The organism is Yersinia sp. KBS0713 (genome assembly GCF_005937895.2).
GTDB classification, from domain to species: Bacteria; Pseudomonadota; Gammaproteobacteria; order Enterobacterales; family Enterobacteriaceae; genus Yersinia; species Yersinia bercovieri.
Map to the genome: position 1 here is coordinate 2,422,446 of NZ_CP042173.1, position 19,912 is coordinate 2,442,357.

A 19,912-nucleotide genomic window follows, 5' to 3' on the forward strand; every position below is an offset into this window, starting at 1 on the left:
TTAATAACCGTTAGAAACCCAAGAATAGCCAGCGGAAATTATTATGCTTGGCTTATATAAAATAATCATTAAATGCCCTTTGCCACAAGGTTATTCAACTGTAACAAAGCAAATGAGTTATCAACATTGATGATTTGGCCCTTTTTGCTCCTTGTTTTGCCCCCTTGCTCTGCTAACATCCGCGCTATTCTTTATAAGCCGGTGTCGGTGTCAGGGTTTTATATATGAAGGTACATGCCATTCAACGGCCACTCTCCACCGCACGGGCTCAGCGCTGCTGTCAGTGTGATGCTCTGTTTACCTTGCCACCACTCAATGGCAGGCAAACCGCCTATTGCCCACGTTGCAGTGCCAAAATTGCCAGTGGCCGCGATTGGTCACTGACCCGCCTGACCGCCATCGCGGTCGCTATGCTATTGCTGATGCCTTTTGCCTTCACCGAACCCCTAATCACCATTCGCCTGCTCGGCACCCGGATTGACGCCAGCTTGCTGGAGGGTATCTGGCAGATGAGCCGTCAGGGTCACCCCATCACCGCCAGCATGGTGGCTTTTTGTATTCTCGGTGCGCCCATTACCCTCACGGTGTCGATTCTTTATCTGCGTATCGGCAGCCGGATTGGCATGAACCTGCGCCCAATATTGCTGATGTTGGAGCGGTTAAAAGAGTGGGTGATGCTGGATATCTACCTGATTGGTATGGTAGTGGCCTGCATTAAGGTCAAAGAGTACGCTGATATCATGCCCGGTGGCGGACTGATAGCCTATCTGGCCCTGACCTTACTGACGATCCTGACTCTCGTACACCTGAATTTGGAGCAGTTATGGGAGCGGTTTTATCCGCAGCAACAGCCCCCTGGCCCGCGGGAAACACTACGTGTCTGCTTGTCATGCCACTACACGGGTCATCCTGATGCCCGTGGGCGCTGCCCGCGTTGCCATACGCCGTTGCGCCACCGCCGCCGTCACAGTATCCAAAAAACCTGGGCGGCGCTCATCGCCTCGATAGTATTACTGTTGCCTGCTAACCTACTCCCTATATCCATCGTTTATGCCAACGGCACTCGCATGGAGGATACTATCTTCTCGGGCGTGGTTTCTCTGGCCTCATCGGGTAACATGCCCATTGCCGCCGTGGTGTTTATCGCCAGCGTGCTGGTGCCCTTTACCAAAGTCATTGTCCTGATAACATTGCTGCTAAGCATTCATTTCAAGACAGAGCACAGCTTGAAAACCCGTATGCGCTTGCTGCGGCTAATTACCTGGATTGGCCGCTGGTCAATGCTAGATCTCTTTGTTATTGCGTTAATGATGTCGCTGATTAATCGTGATCAGCTCCTCTCCTTCACTATGGGGCCAGCAGCTTTCTATTTTGGGACTGCGGTCATTTTGACTATTCTTGCTGTCGAGTGGCTAGATAGCCGATTGATTTGGGATGCACATGCAACAGGAAACGCCGAGTACACCGACTGAGGCACAAATTAAGCATAAGCGCCGGATTTCGCCGTTCTGGTTGCTACCTTTTATTGCCCTGCTGATTGCCGGTTGGCTGGTCTATAACAACTGGCAAGAGCGCGGCACCGAAGTCACCATCGATTTCCAGTCTGCCGCCGGGATTGTGGCGGGGCGCACGCCGATTCGCTATCAGGGGGTGGAGGTTGGGATGGTGCAATCCATCAGTCTTGATGATGACCTGCGCAATATTAAAGTGACTGCCAGTATCAAAAACGATATGGAGGACTCACTGCGGGAGGGCACCCAGTTCTGGCTGGTGACACCGAAAGCCTCTTTAGCCGGGGTTTCGGGCTTAGATGCCCTGGTGGGCGGCAACTATATCGGCATGATGCCAGGAGAAGGTAAACCGCAGAGCCACTTTACCGCACTGGATACCCAACCCAAGTTTCGCCTAAATACTGGCGAGTTAATGATTCACCTTCATGCCCCTGATTTGGGGTCACTGAATAATGGTTCGCTGGTCTACTACCGTAAAATTCCGGTGGGTAAAGTGTACGATTACAACATCGCGCCTGATAATAACGGCGTGGTTATTGATGTGCTGATTGATCGCCGCTTCGCCAAACTGGTCAAAAATGATACCCGCTTCTGGAATGTCTCTGGTTTTAAAGGTGATTTCAGCCTAAGTGGTGCATCGGTGCAGATGGAGAGTCTGGCGGCACTGGTGAATGGCGCCATAGCCTTTGACTCGCCACCAAACAGCCAACATGCTAAACCGGATCAACCGTTCCAGCTTTACCCTGATTTAGCACATAGCCAACGCGGCGTGGCAATCACCCTTGATCTGCCCAACGGCAATAGCTTAAGTGCCGGGCGAACACCGCTGATCTATCAGGGTTTACAAGTGGGCACTCTGACCAAAATGACCCTCCAGCCGGACAGCAAAGTGACCGGTGAGCTGACCATCGATCCCTCTGTGGTGGATTTGATGCGCACGGGTAGCCGCATTGAGATGAATAGCCCGCGCATTACTCTCAGTGATACCAAATTAAGTGAGCTGTTGACCGGCAATACTCTGGAGCTTATCCCCGGTGAAGGCGAGCCACAAAAACACTTTACCGTGTTGCCCAGCAGCAAAAGCCTATTACAGCAACCCAATGTGCTGGAGCTGCAATTAACCGCGCCGCAGAGTTATGGCATTGATGTCGGTCAGCCGATTTCGCTGCATGGCATTAAAATCGGTCAAGTTATAACCCGCGAATTATCCGCCACTGGGGTGAACTTCACGGCGGCAATTGAAGCGAAATACCGCGACCTGGTGCATAAAGACAGTAAATTTGTGGTTAACAGCCGCCTTAATGTGCAGCTCGGTATTGATGGTATTAACATCCAAGGTGCCAGTGCGCAGGAGTGGATTGATGGCGGCATTCTGATACTGCCGGGCGGTAAAGGTGATCCGCTGAATAAGTATCCGCTCTATAGCAGTGTCGCCAAGGCCAGCGAGGGTATTTTGGGTAATAGCCCCGCCACCACGCTAACCTTAACCGCCACCAGTTTGCCAGATGTGCAAACCGGCTCCGTGGTGCTGTATCGCAAATTTCAGGTGGGGGAAATTACCGCTATCAGGCCGAAAACCAATGAGTTCGAGGTGGATGTTTATATTCAGCCAGAGTATCGCAAGCTACTCACCGATAAGAGTATCTTCTGGGCTGAAGGGGGGGCAAAAGTGCAGTTGAACGGCAGTGGTTTAACCGTGCAGGCGGCACCTCTCAGCCGCGCGTTAAAAGGGGCTATCAGCTTCGATAATCTGGAGGGGGTCACGCTGGACAAAGGCGCTAAACGCACCCTCTATAGCAACGAAACCGCCGCACGGGCGGTCGGCAGCCAGATTACATTGCGCACTTTTGATGCCAGTAAATTGGCGCCGGGTATGCCAATCCGCTATCTGGGCATCAATATTGGTCAGGTTGAATCGCTCAAGCTGATCCCCGAGCGCAATGAGGTTCTGGCTAAGGCGGTGCTCTACCCGGAATATGTGCAGAACTTTGCCCGAGGGGGGAGCCGCTTCGCCATTGTGTCGCCGGAGATCTCTGCCGCCGGGGTCAATAATCTCGATACTCTGTTCCAACCTTACATTAATGTCGAACCGGGCAAAGGCGATACGCTACGGATTTTTGAGCTGCAAACTGCCAGCATCACCGACTCTCGTTACCTTGATGGCCTCAGCATTATTCTCGATACCGCAGAAGCTGGCTCTCTACAGGTAGGAACACCGGTGCTATTCCGTGGGCTGGAAGTGGGCACCGTCACTGGCTTCAATTTGGGGGCAATGTCTGATCGCGTGCAAGTTTCGCTGCGCATTAGCCAGAAGTTCCAGCAGTTGGTGCGGCAAAACAGTGTCTTCTGGCTGGCATCCGGTTACAACCTTGAATTCGGCCTGACTGGCGGGGTGGTGAAAAGTGGTACTTTCCAGCAATTTATTCGCGGCGGTATTGCTTTCGCCACCCCACCGACCACCCCACTGGCACCGAAAGCCAGTGTGAACCAGCACTTCTTGCTCAACCCGGCGGAGCCGAAAGATTGGCGCAACTGGGGCACCGCAATCCCGCGCTTTTAAGGATCAATCAGGGCGGTTTGGCAAGAGCTGCCCTGATAATCAATGCCGCACACCTCTTGCACACATTGACGTAACCAGCGATGGGCCGGATCGGCATCCATACGTGGATGCCATAACATTGATACCGTAATGCTAGGTAAGGTTAGCGGCAGCGGGAAACTGAACATCCCACGGCGTAAATTTAGGCTATGGCGTTCGGGAACCGTCGCCACCAAGTCGGAATCTTTCGCCAATGCCAGTGCCGTGGATATACCATCAACCGAGGCCGCCAGCTCTCTTTCAAACCCCAACAGTTGCAACGCGTTATCAATCGCCCCTTTATGGCCCTGACGCCGTGAGATCATAATGTGCCCCTGCGCCACGTAGCGAGCGGTGGTAACCGCCCCGTCGCTCAAAACGTGCCCGGCCCGCACCACCCCAATAAAGCGGTCGTTAAATAGTGCCCGCGTGCGCAATTCAGGGCTGGCCTCCATGCTCACCACCCCCGTTTCCAAATCCACGATGCCATCGCGCAGTAGTGCGCTCTCTTTATTCAGTTTTTGCATAAAACGCAGCTGTACACCGAGTGCTTCCTGGCGTACCCGTGCCAGCAGCGCCGCACCGAAGTTTTCAACAAACCCATCACTGCTGCGCAGTGTAAAAACGCGCGCCAACTGAGTGAGATCCAGTCTCTGTGCCGGGCGTAGCACCGAGGTCGCATCCTGCACCAATTGGTTAACCTGTTCGCGCAGTTCGAGCGCTCTGGGGGTGGGTACTAACGCCCGTCCGGCCCTGACCAACAAGGGATCGCCCATCGTCTTGCGCAATCGTGCCAGCGCCCTACTCATCGCCGAAGGACTCAGCCCTAATCGCTGAGCTGCGCGCACCACACTCCCTTCTGCCAGCAGCACATTCAGGGTGATTAATAAATTCAGATCGGTTTTTTTCATCTATTCACTCTAGCACAATAAGATGGCGTCAGACGCATCAATAACCTGCAATCAGTGCGTCTTCCGCCACATTAGGGAATGGCATAGGCTGTGGATCTGCTCTTTCAGGGGTTAACTTATAAATGAAAAATGATACTAACAGCGTTGATATATCTATTGCCGATAACATAAGAGTCCGCAACGTCATCATCAGCCTGTCGCTGCCAATGCTGCTCTCCTCATTGGCTACCAGCATTGCCAATGTCGGATTACCCACCTTAACACGGGCTTTCAACGCCTCGTTTCAGGAAGCACAATGGGTGGTGTTGGCCTATTTACTGGCCATTACCACCTCAGCCATCACCATTGGTCGCATGGGCGATATCATCGATAAGCGCCTGCTGCTAAAAGCCGGGATTGGATTATTCACCCTCGCCTCGCTGGGCTGCGCACTGGCTCCCACTATTCCGCTGCTAATTGCCGCCCGGGTATTGCAGGGATTGGGGGCCGCCGCCATGATGACACTCACCCTGGCCTTGGTTGGCGAAACCATCAGTAAGGGGAAAACCGGGCGCGCCATGGGGATGCTTGGCACCCTCTCGGCCATCGGGACAGCTCTTGGGCCATCACTCGGTGGCGTGTTAATTGCTGGCTTCGGCTGGCCCGCCATGTTCCTGATAACCATCCCTTTTGGGCTATTGGCGTGGCTGCTGGTATCCCGCTATTTGCCGCTGCCGGTGGCCCCTTTACCGCAAGCCCCAAAGCCCCAATCCGGTTTTGATCCCCTCGGCATGTTGCTACTGGGCCTGACATTAGCGCTCTACGCCCTCTCCATGACCCTGGGCCACGGCACATTCACGGTTCTCAATTTTGCGCTATTCGTGGGGGCGGTAGTGGGTGTCGGACTCTTTGGCTGGGCCGAAAACAGAGCTGCCTATCCATTAATTCAGATCGCGATGTTACGTCATCCCGTGCTACGTGGCGGGCTTATCACCAGCGCGTTAGTCACCACCATCATGATGGCGACCCTAGTGGTGGGGCCATTCTATCTTTCACAAGCCTTAAATCTACCCGCTGAATGGGTCGGGTTAGCCATGTCCGGCGGCCCAGTGGTTGCGGCATTGTGCGGCGTGCCAGCGGGTTATCTGGTGGACCACTTTGGGGCGAAAGCCATGGTCATGGTCGGGCTATCGGCGCTCACCCTTGGGGCCATCGCCTTGACGATAATATCGCCTGCGGCGGGCGTGTGGGGTTATGTCGCACCGGTCTGCCTGATGACCGCGGGCTATGCCATCTTCCAGGCGGCGAATAATACCGTGATGATTAGCACTGTCGGGGCGGATCAGCGGGGCGTAATTTCCGGGATGTTGAACCTGGCCCGCAACCTTGGCTTGATGACTGGCGCATCAGTTATGGGGGCAATTTTCGCCTTTGCCAGCGCATCCCGTGATATTCAGTGGGCAACGGCTGCCGCAATCAGCAATGGTATGCAACTCACTTACGCCGTCGCCGCCCTATTAGGGGCGACAGGAATATGGGTCGCGGCAAAAAAATCAAAAAACAGATCTAATCAATAACCATTAGTGACATAAGAGAAACTTTCACATCCATTGCAATGCTGAATGGATTCAAATTCAGAATTTACGAGGAAAACATCAGTTAAGCTTAAATATAGGAGTGAATAAATTTACTGCGCGCTACCCGTCAAGAACAAAATAAATGATAAAAATAAGATGGATGCTCGATTTTTTGATTAAATTTAGACACTTTCCCAATCTTGCTGCTATTAATTAAATGTCTAGAATTTTTAATGATTAGTGCACATATATCAGTTGCGCCACGTTATTGGCCCAACGCCCTTCTAGAGTATCTGGCTGCAAATTAGATGATTAAGGAAGAAACAATGAAGAAACCCTTACTTATTATAGGTGTGATGCTCTTATTCCAGTCAGTTCCGTCAGTGGTCAGTGCGGGGACAGTCACCGGGACCTTGGGTATAAAATTAGAAATCATTCAGGGCTGTTATATCAATGACGGGACCAGCGGTGGAGGGCTGAGTAACTTAGGCATCGTAGACTTCAGCACTGTGCCAACGCTAAATACTCGCCTGACCAGAGCCTATAGCAGTACCACTTCGGGTGTACTGAATTTATATTGCAGTGCGGGCACCGCCTACAGTATCGGGATTGATAATGGCGCACACGCCTTGAGTACACAGCGCCGCTTAGCTGGCGGGACATCGGAATTTGTCAGCTACAATTTGTATAAGGATAACGCATACAGCGCCGCATGGGGCAGCTCAGGTAGCGCGGCATTGAGTGGCACCGCAACCTCCATCAGTACCGCCATTCCACTCACTATTTACACTGAGATCCCTGCTCAAGCGACCCCCAGTGTCAGCGTCTATACCGACACCGCCAACGTGACTGTCACTTGGTAGTGATGATGGCATTGGGCACCCAGCCGGATAATGTGCTGATCAATAAAGATAAAGCCGCACTGTTATGGCTGATTATCTGTTTGGCATTACTGCCAACTTATCCGGCTTACGCCAAAACCGCCAATATCACGGTGAGCGCCACCCTACTGCCCAGCTGTATTGTCGGCACCGTCGCCGGCGACCCCACCAATCTGGGGGGGACGCTGAATTTTGGCTCAGCCAGCATATTGAATAGCCAAATCGCCGTGACTGGGCAGGTCGGCAGTGGTGCCATCTCGATCCAATGTAGCAAAAGTACCCAATTCACCGTGTTACTCAGTGCCGGACAAAGCGGCAACGTCAACAGCCGTTATCTGACCGGAGGGCCTGCCAGCCAGCATGTGAATTACAACCTGTATACCGACGCTGCCCATAGCCAGATTTGGAATAACACGGTGGGGGTTTCGCAAGTGGCCACCGGGCAAGCTGTCACCCTCATTGTCTATGGGCTGATCCCCATACAGAGCACCCCTGCGGTCGGCATTTACACCGATACCATCCAAGTCACCGTCAATTGGTAGGGAGGAAGAGATATGGCACACCACTGCTTCAACCCTACTCTGATGAAATTCCTCGCGCTCACTCTATTCAGCCTATCAATGGCAAGCAGTTATGGCGAGGTTTTGAGCAAAAACTTCTCGGTAAAAGCCACGATACTACCGGGCTGCATTCTGGGGAGCGGAAATGCCGATAGTAGCAGTTTTGGCACCCTAAACTTTGGCAATATCTCTTCGCTATCCGCCCCGGTGAGTGTGGTCTCCAGCCAGAATGCCGGTTCGATAATCATTCAGTGCAGCGGCACCCCCAGCATCACCCTGGCACTCGACAGCGGCGTCAATACCACTGGCAGCATCTCAACCGGCCGGCGGCTGCTAAATAGCCTCACCGGCGAATACCTTTTTTATCAGATATTTCAGGATAGCGCCCACAGCATCATCTGGGGCAATGGCAGCAACGGCGGCGTGACAAAAGTGGTTACCGTGAACAGCAACAGCTCACCACTCGAAATCATGTTATATGCGCAACTGTTTGCCAGCAGCACACTGCCAACGGCGGGAACCTATAGCGATACCGTTTTAGTCACCGCCACTTATTAGTTTGTTATTTCTTAACTTTTTATTCCTGGCACGATGCCGACAAGGAGTTCACCATGACCCAATTAACATTGCTCTCATCAATGGTCGTACTTGCCACTGCTTTAGCCAGCAACCCGCTGTATGCCGCCTCTTCAGTGCTGATCTGGCCAGTTGATCCGGTGATCGCCAGCAGTGAAAAAGCCACGGCGTTATGGCTGGAGAACAAAGATAGCCAACCCGTCTATTTACAGATCCGCGTCTTAAGCTGGCAGCAAAAGGCGGGCAAGGACGATTACCACAGCCAATCGGCCATTATCGCCAGCCCACCGGTGGCGACGATTTTACCCGGAAAGCGCCAACTGATTCGCCTGATTAAAAACACCCAGGTCCCGGCGGGTCAAGAGCAAGCCTTCCGCATACTGGTAGATGAGATCCCCCGCAAAGATCCCAATGAGGACGCCCCCAGCCCGTCGCTAAATATGGGGCTGAAATTTCAAATGCGCTACTCCATCCCACTATTTATCTATGGCGACGGCTTGAAACCTGAAGATGCCAGCAACCCTGTGACATTTTTCCCGCTCAATCTCAGCCACGCATTCGTCAAACAGCAAGGTGAACAGTGGCTAGCGATTCGCAATCAGGGGCAAACCCATGCTCGAATTTCTCAAGTCAGCATACAAAATAAGAGCATCAATAATGGGTTGATGGGCTATGTGCTACCGGGCAATGAGATGCGTTTTCCTGCGCCGGGAGCCGCCACTGCGGGCCAGTTAACCGCATTGGTGAATAGCAATACCAAACCTATTGTTATTCCACATCAATAGCGGCCCTGAGCAGAGGGCTGCCATTGCTTTATGCACCACTAATGCATTGAAAAATAGGAATAACTGTATATACCTTAGGGTTTGGGATGACTATCAGATTTAGGCTATCGCCATTTTTGACATTGATGTATGGCTCAATGATATTCCCCGCATTAATGCCACCAACGGTAAGGGGGGATGATTTGCCGCCGCCGCCATCTGCCGCAGTGATGCCTGACACCACGCTATATCTTGAGCTAGTGGTGAATGGCCGCAACTTCGGTGAAGCCGTGCCTGTCGTGTATCGCGACGGGCGCTACTATCTGACGCCTGAACAATTGAAAGCCGTGGGCTTCCCCCTTGCCGAATCAAACACCGCTGAAGTGGCTATTGATGGCATGGATAAAGTGAAGGTCAAATATCAGGGTGATAAGCAGCAGCTACTGATTGATATTCCCAGCGGATGGCTACCTCAGCAGCAGGTAAAGGCTAAACTGACCGATGACTATAATTTAGCGAGAAGTAGCCTCGGCTTGCTATTTAACTACGATCTCTACGCCAGTCAGGGAAGCAGCCAGGGTCAAGCCAGCACTCTCTCGGCCTGGACGGAGCAACGCCTATTTAATCAGTTTGGCGTGCTCAGTAATACCGGGGTTTACCGCTCGACTTTGACGGATACCGATGACATCACCGTCGATAAAGGCTATGTCCGCTACGACACCCAGTGGCGCTTTAATGATGAGAGCTATTTGCTCAGCTACACCGCCGGAGATTTGATCACCGGCGCCCTCGCCTGGAGCAGTGCTGTGCGCATTGGCGGGCTGCAACTATCGCGCAATTTTGCTATCCGCCCAGATCTGGTGACTTACCCACTGCCGCAGTTCGCCGGCCAAGCGGCGATTCCCAGCACCGTCGACCTCTATATAGATAACTTTAGGACGCAATCTGCCACCGTTAACCCCGGCCCTTTTGTTATCGATAATGGGCCAAGAATCAATGGTGCCGGCCAGGCCACGATTGTCACCACCGATGCCTTAGGGCGACAAGTCAGCACCTCAATTCCATTCTATGTCGCCAGCGAGCTATTAAAACCCGGCTTATGGGATTTCAGTATTTCCAGTGGCATGTTGCGGCAAAATTACGGTATTCGCTCGAACGACTATGCTGATCCGGTCGCCAGCGCCGTAGTCCGTTATGGTGCCACCACCTGGATGACGTTGGAGGGCAGAACAGATATCGCGAAACAGCTCAATGTCGCGGGCGGCGGCATTGGCTTAGGTGTCGGGAATTACGGTGTGCTCAACGGCTCCTACAGCATCAGTCAGACGGGTAATGATGTGTTTGGCAGTGGTATCGCGCCGACTGAATTTAATACTGATAATGCACCATCCACCACGACAAACCGTTACGGTGGACAGGGTCATCAGCAGTCAGTCGGCTACAGCTATAGCAATTCAACTTTCAGTTTGAATGCCCAGCGCATTATACGCAGCGCCAATTATGGTGACCTGGCAAATTATAAAAGTGAATACCGGCTCAGTCGTCGTACCGATCAAATCACCGGCAGCCTAGGACTGGGGGCCTATGGCTCGATCGGCACTGGCTATTTTGATGTCCGTGACGCCTTAGGGGAGCGAACACGGTTAGTTAACCTGAGCTATAGCACCACTCTATTCGGCAATACCAGTTTCTATCTCTCGGTAAACCGTGAACTGGGCAGCCAAGGCTATAATGCACAGATGGTCTTTAGCTTGCCACTCGGTGAGTGGGGAGCCGGTAGCATCAGTAGTGTCCGTGATACCAATAACAGCTGGAGCCAAAGGGTCAACTACAGCCGCGCTACCCCCACAGACGGCGGGGTTGGCTGGAATATGGCCTATGCCAATGGTTCGGGTGCAAACAGCAGCTATCAACAAGCGGACTTGATCTGGCGAGCTCGCGCGATGGAGAGCCGAATTGGGGTGTATGGCGGTGAAGGTGATTATCGAGCCTGGGGTGAGGTTAGCGGTTCGCTGGTCATGATGAACCATGGCATCTATGCCAGTAATACCATTAATGACGCATTCGCCCTAGTATCAACCCATGGCTTTGGGCAAATTCCGGTGAGTTATGAAAACCAGCGCATCGGGATAACCAATGACAAAGGCTACTTATTAATTCCGAATGTCACCTCTTATTATCAGGCCAAATTCCAGATTGACCCAATGAGCCTACCCGCAGACGTCTCTATGCCAGAAGTTGAACGTCGTTTGGCGATTAGCGAACGTAGTGGCTATTTAATCGACTTCCCCATGCAACAAATCACTGCCGCGACACTGCATATTACCGATGCATCGGGTGCAGATTTACCGAAAGGCAGCCCGGTATATACCACGGATGTTAAACCCGTCAGTTATGTCGGCTGGGAGGGAATTACCTATATCGAGCAGGTTAATTCACAAAACAGATTGAAAATAACTCGCGCTGATAACGGAGCGAATTGCTATGTGCAATTCACCTTGAAAGCCAATACGGGAATACAGGATATCGGCACAGTGACGTGTAAATAAGCGCAAACAAGGAGACAAAATGATCAATAACAATATCAGAACTGACCACTCCCACTGTGTATCGATCATTATCACATTGCTGATACTGCTGACATCGCTTATCGCCCCTGTTGCGTGGGCGGACTCCTGCACCTTTGCACCGGGGGCCGTTAATTTACCCGACAGCTCTTCTGTTGCCGCCAATACCACAGTAGTCAATGCTCAGGGTAATACCGCCATGGCCTGTGCGGGTCTTGGGGTCAGCTTATTATCCTCTTACTCACTCTCCGCCAAAATAGCCAGTACCAGCAATAATTTGAATCTTAAAAACGCCGCCGGAGATCTTATCCCCTACTCTATTTACCGCACTGGATCTTTTAACCCAGCCCTGGGTATCAATGGCGTATTGGATTATAGCAGCGCAAATCTTCTGGTCGTTGGCCTGACAGGAATTACTGCTAATCTGCCCATCTATATTCGTACCGGAAACAATGGCGCAATCAACGTTAATATCAGTGCCGGTACCTATACCGATGTGATCAATTTGGCCTGGAGTTATAATATTTGTAAAGTCGCGGCGCTAGGGGCTTGTATTGGTGGTTATTGGACCGGCACTGGCACCGGGCCGGATGTATCATCAATCACGGTAACATTGGTGGTTAGCAAAAATTGCGCCATTAACATTGCTAATGATGTTAATTTCGGCGGCTTCGCCTTAGTGGGCCAATTCAACCCCATCAGCCAAACAATTACCCTCACCTGCACCAAAGGGTCAACCTTCAATACCTATGTCATTCCCGGTAATACCGCACAAAATAACTGGCAACGAATGAAGCAGGTGACAACCTCAAGCACGCCTGATTATTTACAATATCAGCTATATCAAGGGGTTTCTGGCACCACCCTGTGGAATGCAAGCTCAATGCAGACGGGAGCCGGCACCGGCACTCAGCAGCAAGTGCCATTTCGTGCCGTGATTAACCCCAATCAAATACAACGCACACCCGGTGACTATCAAGATGACGTTAGCCTGGTACTCATGTATTGATTTGATCACTCAATATACTTATCAATAGATTAGCGTTGAATTCAACTATTTTTCCCTATTTTTATTGATGAAGATAACTGGAAAAATAATTTGTAGATAAGAATATTCCGATTGAGCTGTACTAAATCTGTCCCTGTTATACAATCTGCGGGCTTAAATAGTAGCCGACAGATCTCTACCTAAGGAAAGCCGCGATTAAACAGGAGTGGGCATCATGACTGATTACGATAATCGGGAAAATTCAGCTGACATTAGCCTGTTAAACGAAATGAACAGCTTACGGGACATCATCGAAAATAACTCAGACTGGATCTGGGAAGTTGATGCTGCCGGCCGTTATACGTTTTCGTCAGCGAAATCTATTGAGCTTCTGGGTCGCCTTCCCCATGAAGTCATCGGCAAAACCCCATTCGATTTTATGCCAAAAGAGGAGGCGAGTCGGGTGGGCAAAATATTTGCTGAAATTGCGGCGGCCCGCATCCCTTTTGCCGGTTTACAGAACCGCAATATTCGCGCAGATGGCAGCGAAGTTCTGGTGGAAACCAGTGGTATCCCACTCTTTGACGACAACGGCGAATTCAAAGGTTACCGGGGTATTGATCGTTGTCTGAGCAATTTGCCTTATGACGCCGGTCAACGCTTATTTGAACTGGAATCTATCTATTCCAATGCCCCTGCGGGCCTCTGCTTTATCGATACCACACTGCGCTACCTGACGGTAAATCACTATCTTGCTGAATTATTGGGTAAAAACACGATAGAGGTAAATGGCGGCAAAGTCGCCGACTTCCTGCCCAGTATTGTCCCTATTCTGCAAAGCGCCCTGCTAAAAGCCTATTGCAATGACACCATCCCCGATGCTGAATTTCAGATGCTGGATAAGAAACGGGTATTTTTCATGCGGATCAAGGCCGCCCGCTACCCCAGTGGTCAAGTCAGTGGTCTTTCCGTCGCCATGATCGATATTTCGCCGTTGAAAGAGATGGAAGAAAAACTGCGCAGCAGCAAGCAACATTATCGCAACATGGTAGAACTGAACCCGCAAATTCCCTGGACCGCCTCCCCTGACGGTATGATTACCGATGTCAGCTCTCGCTTTGAGAAGATAACCGGCTTGACCCGCGATGAAGCGCTGGCCGACAAATGGCTGCGAACCATTCATATGGATGACCGTCACCCTACATTGATAAGTTGGGAGCACTCCCTACAAACACAAGATCCCCTGGACGTTGAGATTCGCTTCTGTCATGTGGAGAAAGGCTGGAACTGGATGCGCATTCGCGCAGTACCTAGTGTTGATGATAACGGCAAAGTGCAGTGTTGGTACGGCACGGCAGAAGATATCCATGAACGAAAATTGCTGGAGTTGAAGCTGATTAAGGCCAATCGCCGTCTGGAGATTCAAGCCAGAACAGATTCACTCACCAAATTACCTAATCGCCGAGAGTTCAAAAAAGTGCTGGCCCATGAGTTTATGCGGGCAAGGCGTTCAGACTCCCCATTAGCGATTTTAATGATTGATATCGATTACTTTAAAAACTTCAATGATTACTATGGTCATATCTCCGGTGATGCCTGCCTGCGGTTGGTGGCCAGAACATTACGTAAGTCATTGAAACGCAATACCGATATCGTCGCTCGCTATGGCGGAGAAGAGTTTGCGGCGATTCTGCCTGACACCGATCAGGAGGGGGCCAGTCTGGTTGCCGAGCATATTTTACAATCCATCCGCGCGATGGGCATTAAGCACAGTGACAGCAAATTCAGGAAAGTGACCATTAGCCTCGGGGTGACGGTCTATCAAGCCCACCAACATGCGGGAATTACCGATCAGGCTGACTTGATGCTAACCGCAGATCAAGCGCTCTACTACTCCAAAAAGAATGGCCGTAATCAATTTAATCTGGCCGAACTCCCTTGTTAATGAAATGCTACATTTTTTAACCCGACCCTCTGGCGCTTTTTTTTAGCTCAGCTATTCTCATTAGGGTGACCAATCTGGTCATACCTCATACCACTGAATGGGAAAGGAGTCTTTATGGTAAAAACTGTGGTGAAAATCAGAGATTTCGAAGTGGATGACGCAGTGTTATCTGCACCACTGGAGAAGGGTGAACATACCCTCAGTATCCCCTGTAAATCGGATCCTGATTTGTGTATGCAGCTTGATGGGTGGGATGAGCATACCAGTATTCCTGCAACGCTAGATGGTAAAGACCGACAGCTATACAAAAAACATTATGACCAAAACCAGGATGCCTGGGTAATGAAGGTAACTTGATTACTGCAATATGAAGAACCGTCACCCCATAGTTAAAACATATGAGTGGCGGTATCTTCTCTGGTCATTTGATAGTACTGGCAGGCCAATGATTATCAGTAAAAGCAGCTATCAGAACTTTTCCAGCACTTTGAACTGCATACAAATCAGCATCATATCCGGGGAAAACATCTCGTACTCCTCAAAAAAACGCTGCTGTGTCTTACGCCAATAAGTCAGCGTCCCATCGCCCTCACCTTCAGCCAAAGCATGAGCTTCATCCACCTGATCAAAGGTTTTCAATTCAACCTCGGTCAGCTCCACCGCACATACCGGTTCATTACGGCCATTAACGACCACAAACAGATCGCCCGCCTGCGGGACACCATCTTCATCTAATGCCGCGCAGGTCGCTGTTTTACTGCCGTTCAGTACTAACGCCAATAAATCATCTGCAACTTGCTCGGTATCACCGAAAGCCCAACGCTCAGCATCTTCATATTTTTGTGGGATTGTAGCCATAGTTTCATTATTCCTATTCGTAATATCATTGATGCAACGCATATTACACTTTATCGGCATCAACTAACGCTCGCATCAACATAATTTTTCGCTACTATAACTCAGTTGCGGCTGACCAACAGATCCCGCAGCGCCTTGCCAAACAATAATAGTGAAACCAGCTAAGGACTCTATGGTGACCAAACGCTTACAGACAAAACATTGGAAAATGTTTGTGGTACTACTGTGTATCTGCGGTGCACTCATGCTGCTACGGTGGGCATCGATGATCTTTGGCTGATTTCATCGCCATTAATGTTTGTCTTTAGGTAAAAATAGGCAGCCACACTTCGGGCAGACCAGCGCCGTATTTTTCTGTACTTTTTCTGAGCTCTGCTCAGAAGTTGCGTCGCAGTCTGGGCACTTAATTTTGACTTTAGCACTGCTCACCAGCTTTTTAACGCTATCAAAAAATGACATATGATCGCCTCTCTGTTGTACAACCTCGTTAGATTACGTTAACCAACGGCAATAAACCGTGGGGTAGTCAGCGTTTACTTAGATTACCTGTACCGGGCCCGTTTTTTATGACTGGAAGTCGCCGGTTTACGAAATACCACGGAAAGAGACAAGCAGGAGATGGAAAGAGACGGGGAGAACACATTCACCACGCAGCATGGCGGGCATGCTCGACGTAGTGAAGTGGTAGGCAGGTTATTGGAAACCGTTGGGTTGAGATCAGTGATTCCATAATTCTTGGATCAATCCTCTGACCCGAACCTTGGAAGCACCGGCAACCAGGCTGATAATACGGTTAGCGCTCAAAGTAGAAACGTCAGTATTCCATTCATCAAAAGAGTGATCTGCGTAACTATCGTTGAAAACTTTCTTTATCGAGGATTCAGCTTCGGACATCTCACTGAAACTCTTAGCGTTTATTAAGCACTGAGCAATGATTGAGACTTTTTTCATGTTTTATCCTTGATTATCGGTCGCATAGTGTAGCACAATTACGCTCCCTCTGCTCATATGCTGCTTAAATTGTTCTCATTTGAAGCTAACAGTTTGATAAAAAAGCAGATTCAATAGAATTCACTCCTTATTATCTATATCACTGCTGTACTCTTTGATGGCACACTGACACAACTCGACTTGATGTCATATAAACCGCGGCATCAAAGCCGATACGGCTCTATTTCTGCGACAATGCTTGCCACTGCTGCACTGATGGCCGCCGCCACTGGTAACTCGCATACTGACGAAGATACTCAGGCAACGGGTCACCATTCAGGGCCAGACGATTCAGCATCAATGCCAGATCGGTATCTGCAATACACCACTCATTGAATAGATATTTTCGGCCATCCGATAATAAAGGCTCTAACCCTGAAATAAGCTTATTCACTGCTTGTTGACCGCTCTCAGATAAAGGCGGCAACCTTAAACCGCCAAAAACGACCTCTGTCGAGCGCTCAGTTCGGATTGAGATAAAATCACTCCGTAACCATGCTTGTATTTCACGTGATCGAGCACGTTCTTGCCTATCTTGCGGATAAATTCGCGCATAATCTGGCGAAGGGAAACGCTCCTCCAAATATTCTGATATTGCCGAAGATTCAGATAACTGAAAATCGTCAATAACCAGTGTCGGCACCCGGCGTGTTATAGAGAGCCGGGTATAGCCTTCCTGCAAATTCTCCCCAGCGGACAGGTCAATCGCGCTTAATGTAAAAGGGAGCGCTTTTTCTGTCAGTGAGACAAATACTGACATCACATAAGGGCTGAAAAAATTGGCATCAGTGTACAAGGTAATAGTTTGCTGATTCATTGAGACTCCGGCGGGTCATCACTAAGAAGATTTACGTTAATCGGTTTTATGCTAACTGAATAGCAGCTTCCGTAAAAAAATCATCACCAGGAATAGCGCGATATTTTCATTGGAAAGCTGCGTCGTACTCTGGTATCGCAACTTTCCACGACCGAAACCCCATGAATAACGAAGATTAATCCTCAGGTTGCTGATCATCTAAAATCGTCAACAGGATATCAGCATCTGGTGTTGTTATATGCTTCCCTTCAAGGAAACCAGCGAGTTTTGCCGCTGCATTATGTTCATATACTTCATAACCATCAATTCGGTAGCCCGGCACGCCATCCAGACCACGAATATACTCATCACCATCGATATAGAACTCAATGACGCCGTTGGCATCTTCAATCTCATAACGTTTATCAAAAGGAAACTGTTTCATTGTTTATCCTAAAAACCTAATCCATACCTACATAATGCCAATTTATCACTATTTTAGGAAGCAACTGCCGTAGCTGCAATCAAGCCTGATTGATATTTAACCAAATAATAGAGTGCCTATTTCTTCAATATCAAACGAGAAGGCAATCTCTGCGATAAACACGCTATACTCATATAAATCCTATAAATAAGGAGAATATATGCTCATAGGATTTGTTTTACTGGTTAGTACCTGCGGGATGGATGCTTGCGAGGCTCTGCCTGTGACAGATGATATCTATACAACCCGCCACGAATGTATGGCCGTCGCTCTACGCCTCCATGAAAGAAGGCCAGATGTCGTATTAATCTGTGGTGAAGTATACCGCCAAGCGGGCAATGATGAGTCTCATTGATGCATGACAGGTTGCCACAGTCACTCCATTGGGCAAACAGTCAGATTCGCCAGTCGGCTGAAAATTCGTTATTATCCGCTCCCACTCTCCATCCGGGCAGCCTGATGTCTACAATTATTGATACCTTTATTGCCCCGCCGTGCCATGACAAAATAGAGACTCTCTATCAGGACGATCACCTGGTACTTATCAATAAACCCGCCGGGCTGCTCAGCCTCTCGGGAAAAAATCCGCAAAATATCGATTCGGTGCATCATCGGCTGGTACAGATATTCCCCGGCTGCACCCTGGTCCACCGCCTTGATTTCGGTACTTCCGGGCTGATGGTGATTGCGCGCAATAAGGCTATCAATGCCGCCCTGTGCCAACAGTTCAGTCAGCGCACAGTGACCAAGGTATACAGCGCACTGCTTTGCGGACATCTGGACGACAACCAAGGGGTGATAGATGCTGCGATTGCCAAAGACCCGGCGCTATTCCCACTGATGTCGATTTGCTCAATCCACGGCAAGCCCGCTCGTTCCCGCTATCGGGTCGTTGAGCGCTTCTATCACGAGCTGGAAGACCGGACGTTACTGCCGTTGACGCGAGTACAACTAACCCCGGAGACCGGGCGCACCCATCAACTACGCATCCACTGCCAGCAGTTGGGCCACCCTATTTGGGGCTGCGACCTGTATGGCGGCCGCCTGCTGCCAGGCACTGAGCGGACGCCACGGCTAATGCTGCACGCCAGTGAGTTGCATTTTGTTCATCCCATCAGCGAAGAGTGGATCAAAGCCCGTAATACCTGCCCGTTCTAAAAAGGTTAATTACCACATCAAATCATCGGGTACTTTAAAATCGGCATACGGATCTTCCCCATCTTGCTCTTCCTGACTAAGCGCACTATTTAATACAATACTGTTCGCATCTCGCTGCGCAATTTTATCGGCCACGCTCGCGGGGATAATAGCGTATTGACTCTCGCCACTGTTATCAACAACCAAGCGAGCAATGGCGAGTCGCCCACTAATCAACTGAGCTTGAGTAAGCTTATCCACAACTATTTTTTTAATTAAATTATTATCTGTGAAGTTAAAACCAATATCGCCTTTTGAAATGCTGATTCTATTCATTTCAATCAACTGCTTCACCTGAGCTTTATATTCTTTAGATAAAGCAGCTTGTTTTTGTTGTTCGCTTAGCTGTTTATCACGCTCAAGTTGCGCTTTTTTATTTTCTTCCACAGTCTCTCTTGCCTCACGAGCTTGCACTCGTGATTTTTTAGCCGTTCTTTGGACTTTGGCCATTTTTTTGCTGGTCACTAATCCCGCTTTTAGCATCTGCTCTTGTAAGGTGAGTTTTGTCATCTTCGTTTCTAACCCAGTTGAAAAATTTGTGGGATTATACCTGTAATTTTTAAGACTATACCAGATTGCAGGACCTGATCACTGTGTGGCTTGAGTTTGGAGGGGTCGTTCAGGGGCACTCCAGCGAGAAAGGAACAGATTTTCGTTTTGATGAGCGTCCACCTAACCCGCTCCCCATTAATTAACTTAACATGATGTTAGCAACGCCCGCTAAGAGCGAGGAGCGGGAGTTTGTAATTG

General features: G+C 49.9%; 21 protein-coding genes. 14 read left to right on the plus strand and 7 right to left on the minus strand.

The window, feature by feature from the left end; translation table 11 throughout:
* Nucleotides 1-224: 224 nt before the first annotated feature.
* Entirely contained in the window at nt 225-1,472 is a 1,248-nt protein-coding gene (gene yebS, locus FFE93_RS11355) for a membrane integrity lipid transport subunit YebS (RefSeq protein ID WP_005272409.1), read from the plus strand.
* Nucleotides 1,441-4,071 (plus strand): PqiB family protein, encoded by a 2,631-nt coding sequence (locus tag FFE93_RS11360; protein WP_138775137.1) that lies wholly within the window; start codon nt 1,441-1,443, stop codon nt 4,069-4,071. Before yebS ends, FFE93_RS11360 begins: the two co-directional genes overlap by 32 nt.
* On the opposite strand, the gene FFE93_RS11365 is transcribed toward FFE93_RS11360, so the two are convergent.
* A complete protein-coding gene (locus FFE93_RS11365; RefSeq protein ID WP_049602852.1) occupies nt 4,068-5,000 on the minus strand; it encodes a LysR family transcriptional regulator in 933 nt (310 codons plus the stop codon). The genes FFE93_RS11360 and FFE93_RS11365 overlap by 4 nt on opposite strands.
* A gap of 122 nt (nt 5,001-5,122) precedes the next feature.
* On the opposite strand from FFE93_RS11365, the gene FFE93_RS11370 reads away from it, so the two are divergent.
* From FFE93_RS11370 to FFE93_RS11410, 9 genes are all read left to right on the plus strand, one after another.
* A complete protein-coding gene (locus tag FFE93_RS11370) occupies nt 5,123-6,556 on the plus strand; it encodes an MFS transporter (RefSeq protein ID WP_138775138.1) in 1,434 nt (477 codons plus the stop codon).
* 326 nt (nt 6,557-6,882) lie between these two features.
* Nucleotides 6,883-7,419 carry a spore coat U domain-containing protein gene (locus FFE93_RS11375; RefSeq protein WP_032897020.1) on the plus strand — a complete coding sequence of 179 codons (537 nt, stop codon included), beginning with the start codon at nt 6,883-6,885 and terminating at the stop codon, nt 7,417-7,419.
* A gap of 5 nt (nt 7,420-7,424) precedes the next feature.
* Nucleotides 7,425-7,979 carry a spore coat U domain-containing protein gene (locus FFE93_RS11380; protein ID WP_032897057.1) on the plus strand — a complete coding sequence of 185 codons (555 nt, stop codon included), beginning with the start codon at nt 7,425-7,427 and terminating at the stop codon, nt 7,977-7,979.
* A gap of 12 nt (nt 7,980-7,991) precedes the next feature.
* Nucleotides 7,992-8,555 carry a spore coat U domain-containing protein gene (locus FFE93_RS11385; RefSeq protein ID WP_032897021.1) on the plus strand — a complete coding sequence of 188 codons (564 nt, stop codon included), beginning with the start codon at nt 7,992-7,994 and terminating at the stop codon, nt 8,553-8,555.
* Between the two features lie 53 nt (nt 8,556-8,608).
* Nucleotides 8,609-9,358: a molecular chaperone gene (locus tag FFE93_RS11390; RefSeq protein ID WP_049602854.1), complete on the plus strand. Its 750-nt coding sequence runs from the start codon at nt 8,609-8,611 to the stop codon at nt 9,356-9,358.
* 86 nt (nt 9,359-9,444) lie between these two features.
* Nucleotides 9,445-11,886: a fimbria/pilus outer membrane usher protein gene (locus tag FFE93_RS11395; RefSeq protein WP_138775139.1), complete on the plus strand. Its 2,442-nt coding sequence runs from the start codon at nt 9,445-9,447 to the stop codon at nt 11,884-11,886.
* Between the two features lie 19 nt (nt 11,887-11,905).
* On the plus strand, nt 11,906-12,913 hold the full coding sequence (locus FFE93_RS11400; protein WP_138775140.1) for a spore coat U domain-containing protein: 1,008 nt from the start codon (nt 11,906-11,908) through the stop codon (nt 12,911-12,913).
* Nucleotides 12,914-13,127: 214 nt separating this feature from the next.
* Nucleotides 13,128-14,837, plus strand: coding sequence for a diguanylate cyclase (locus FFE93_RS11405; RefSeq protein ID WP_032897025.1), 1,710 nt, complete (start codon nt 13,128-13,130; stop codon nt 14,835-14,837).
* 114 nt (nt 14,838-14,951) lie between these two features.
* A complete protein-coding gene (locus FFE93_RS11410; protein WP_005272435.1) occupies nt 14,952-15,194 on the plus strand; it encodes a DUF1480 family protein in 243 nt (80 codons plus the stop codon).
* Between the two features lie 111 nt (nt 15,195-15,305).
* Here FFE93_RS11410 and FFE93_RS11415 read toward each other — a convergent pair whose 3' ends face one another.
* Nucleotides 15,306-15,695 (minus strand): ASCH domain-containing protein, encoded by a 390-nt coding sequence (locus FFE93_RS11415; RefSeq protein ID WP_005272437.1) that lies wholly within the window; start codon nt 15,693-15,695, stop codon nt 15,306-15,308.
* A gap of 172 nt (nt 15,696-15,867) precedes the next feature.
* Here FFE93_RS11415 and yniD point away from each other — a divergent pair, with 172 nt between their 5' ends.
* Entirely contained in the window at nt 15,868-15,975 is a 108-nt protein-coding gene (gene yniD, locus FFE93_RS21740) for a small membrane protein YniD (protein ID WP_086018772.1), read from the plus strand.
* Nucleotides 15,976-15,986: 11 nt separating this feature from the next.
* Here yniD and FFE93_RS21635 read toward each other — a convergent pair whose 3' ends face one another.
* From FFE93_RS21635 to FFE93_RS11430, 4 genes are all read right to left on the minus strand, one after another.
* Entirely contained in the window at nt 15,987-16,154 is a 168-nt protein-coding gene (locus FFE93_RS21635; RefSeq protein WP_005272439.1) for a YnfU family zinc-binding protein, read from the minus strand.
* Nucleotides 16,155-16,412: 258 nt separating this feature from the next.
* Nucleotides 16,413-16,646 carry a hypothetical protein gene (locus FFE93_RS11420; RefSeq protein WP_005272441.1) on the minus strand — a complete coding sequence of 78 codons (234 nt, stop codon included), beginning with the start codon at nt 16,644-16,646 and terminating at the stop codon, nt 16,413-16,415.
* A gap of 220 nt (nt 16,647-16,866) precedes the next feature.
* Nucleotides 16,867-17,502, minus strand: coding sequence for a glutathione transferase (gene yfcF / locus FFE93_RS11425; RefSeq protein WP_138775141.1), 636 nt, complete (start codon nt 17,500-17,502; stop codon nt 16,867-16,869).
* Between the two features lie 175 nt (nt 17,503-17,677).
* Nucleotides 17,678-17,926: a hypothetical protein gene (locus FFE93_RS11430; RefSeq protein WP_005272443.1), complete on the minus strand. Its 249-nt coding sequence runs from the start codon at nt 17,924-17,926 to the stop codon at nt 17,678-17,680.
* Nucleotides 17,927-18,125: 199 nt separating this feature from the next.
* Between FFE93_RS11430 and FFE93_RS11435 the strand changes: the two genes are divergently transcribed.
* Nucleotides 18,126-18,320: a hypothetical protein gene (locus FFE93_RS11435; protein WP_032897026.1), complete on the plus strand. Its 195-nt coding sequence runs from the start codon at nt 18,126-18,128 to the stop codon at nt 18,318-18,320.
* 104 nt (nt 18,321-18,424) lie between these two features.
* Nucleotides 18,425-19,123: an RluA family pseudouridine synthase gene (locus FFE93_RS11440; RefSeq protein WP_032897059.1), complete on the plus strand. Its 699-nt coding sequence runs from the start codon at nt 18,425-18,427 to the stop codon at nt 19,121-19,123.
* Between the two features lie 9 nt (nt 19,124-19,132).
* Here FFE93_RS11440 and FFE93_RS11445 read toward each other — a convergent pair whose 3' ends face one another.
* Nucleotides 19,133-19,672 carry a DUF2058 domain-containing protein gene (locus FFE93_RS11445; protein WP_005272448.1) on the minus strand — a complete coding sequence of 180 codons (540 nt, stop codon included), beginning with the start codon at nt 19,670-19,672 and terminating at the stop codon, nt 19,133-19,135.
* Nucleotides 19,673-19,912 lie beyond the last annotated feature (240 nt).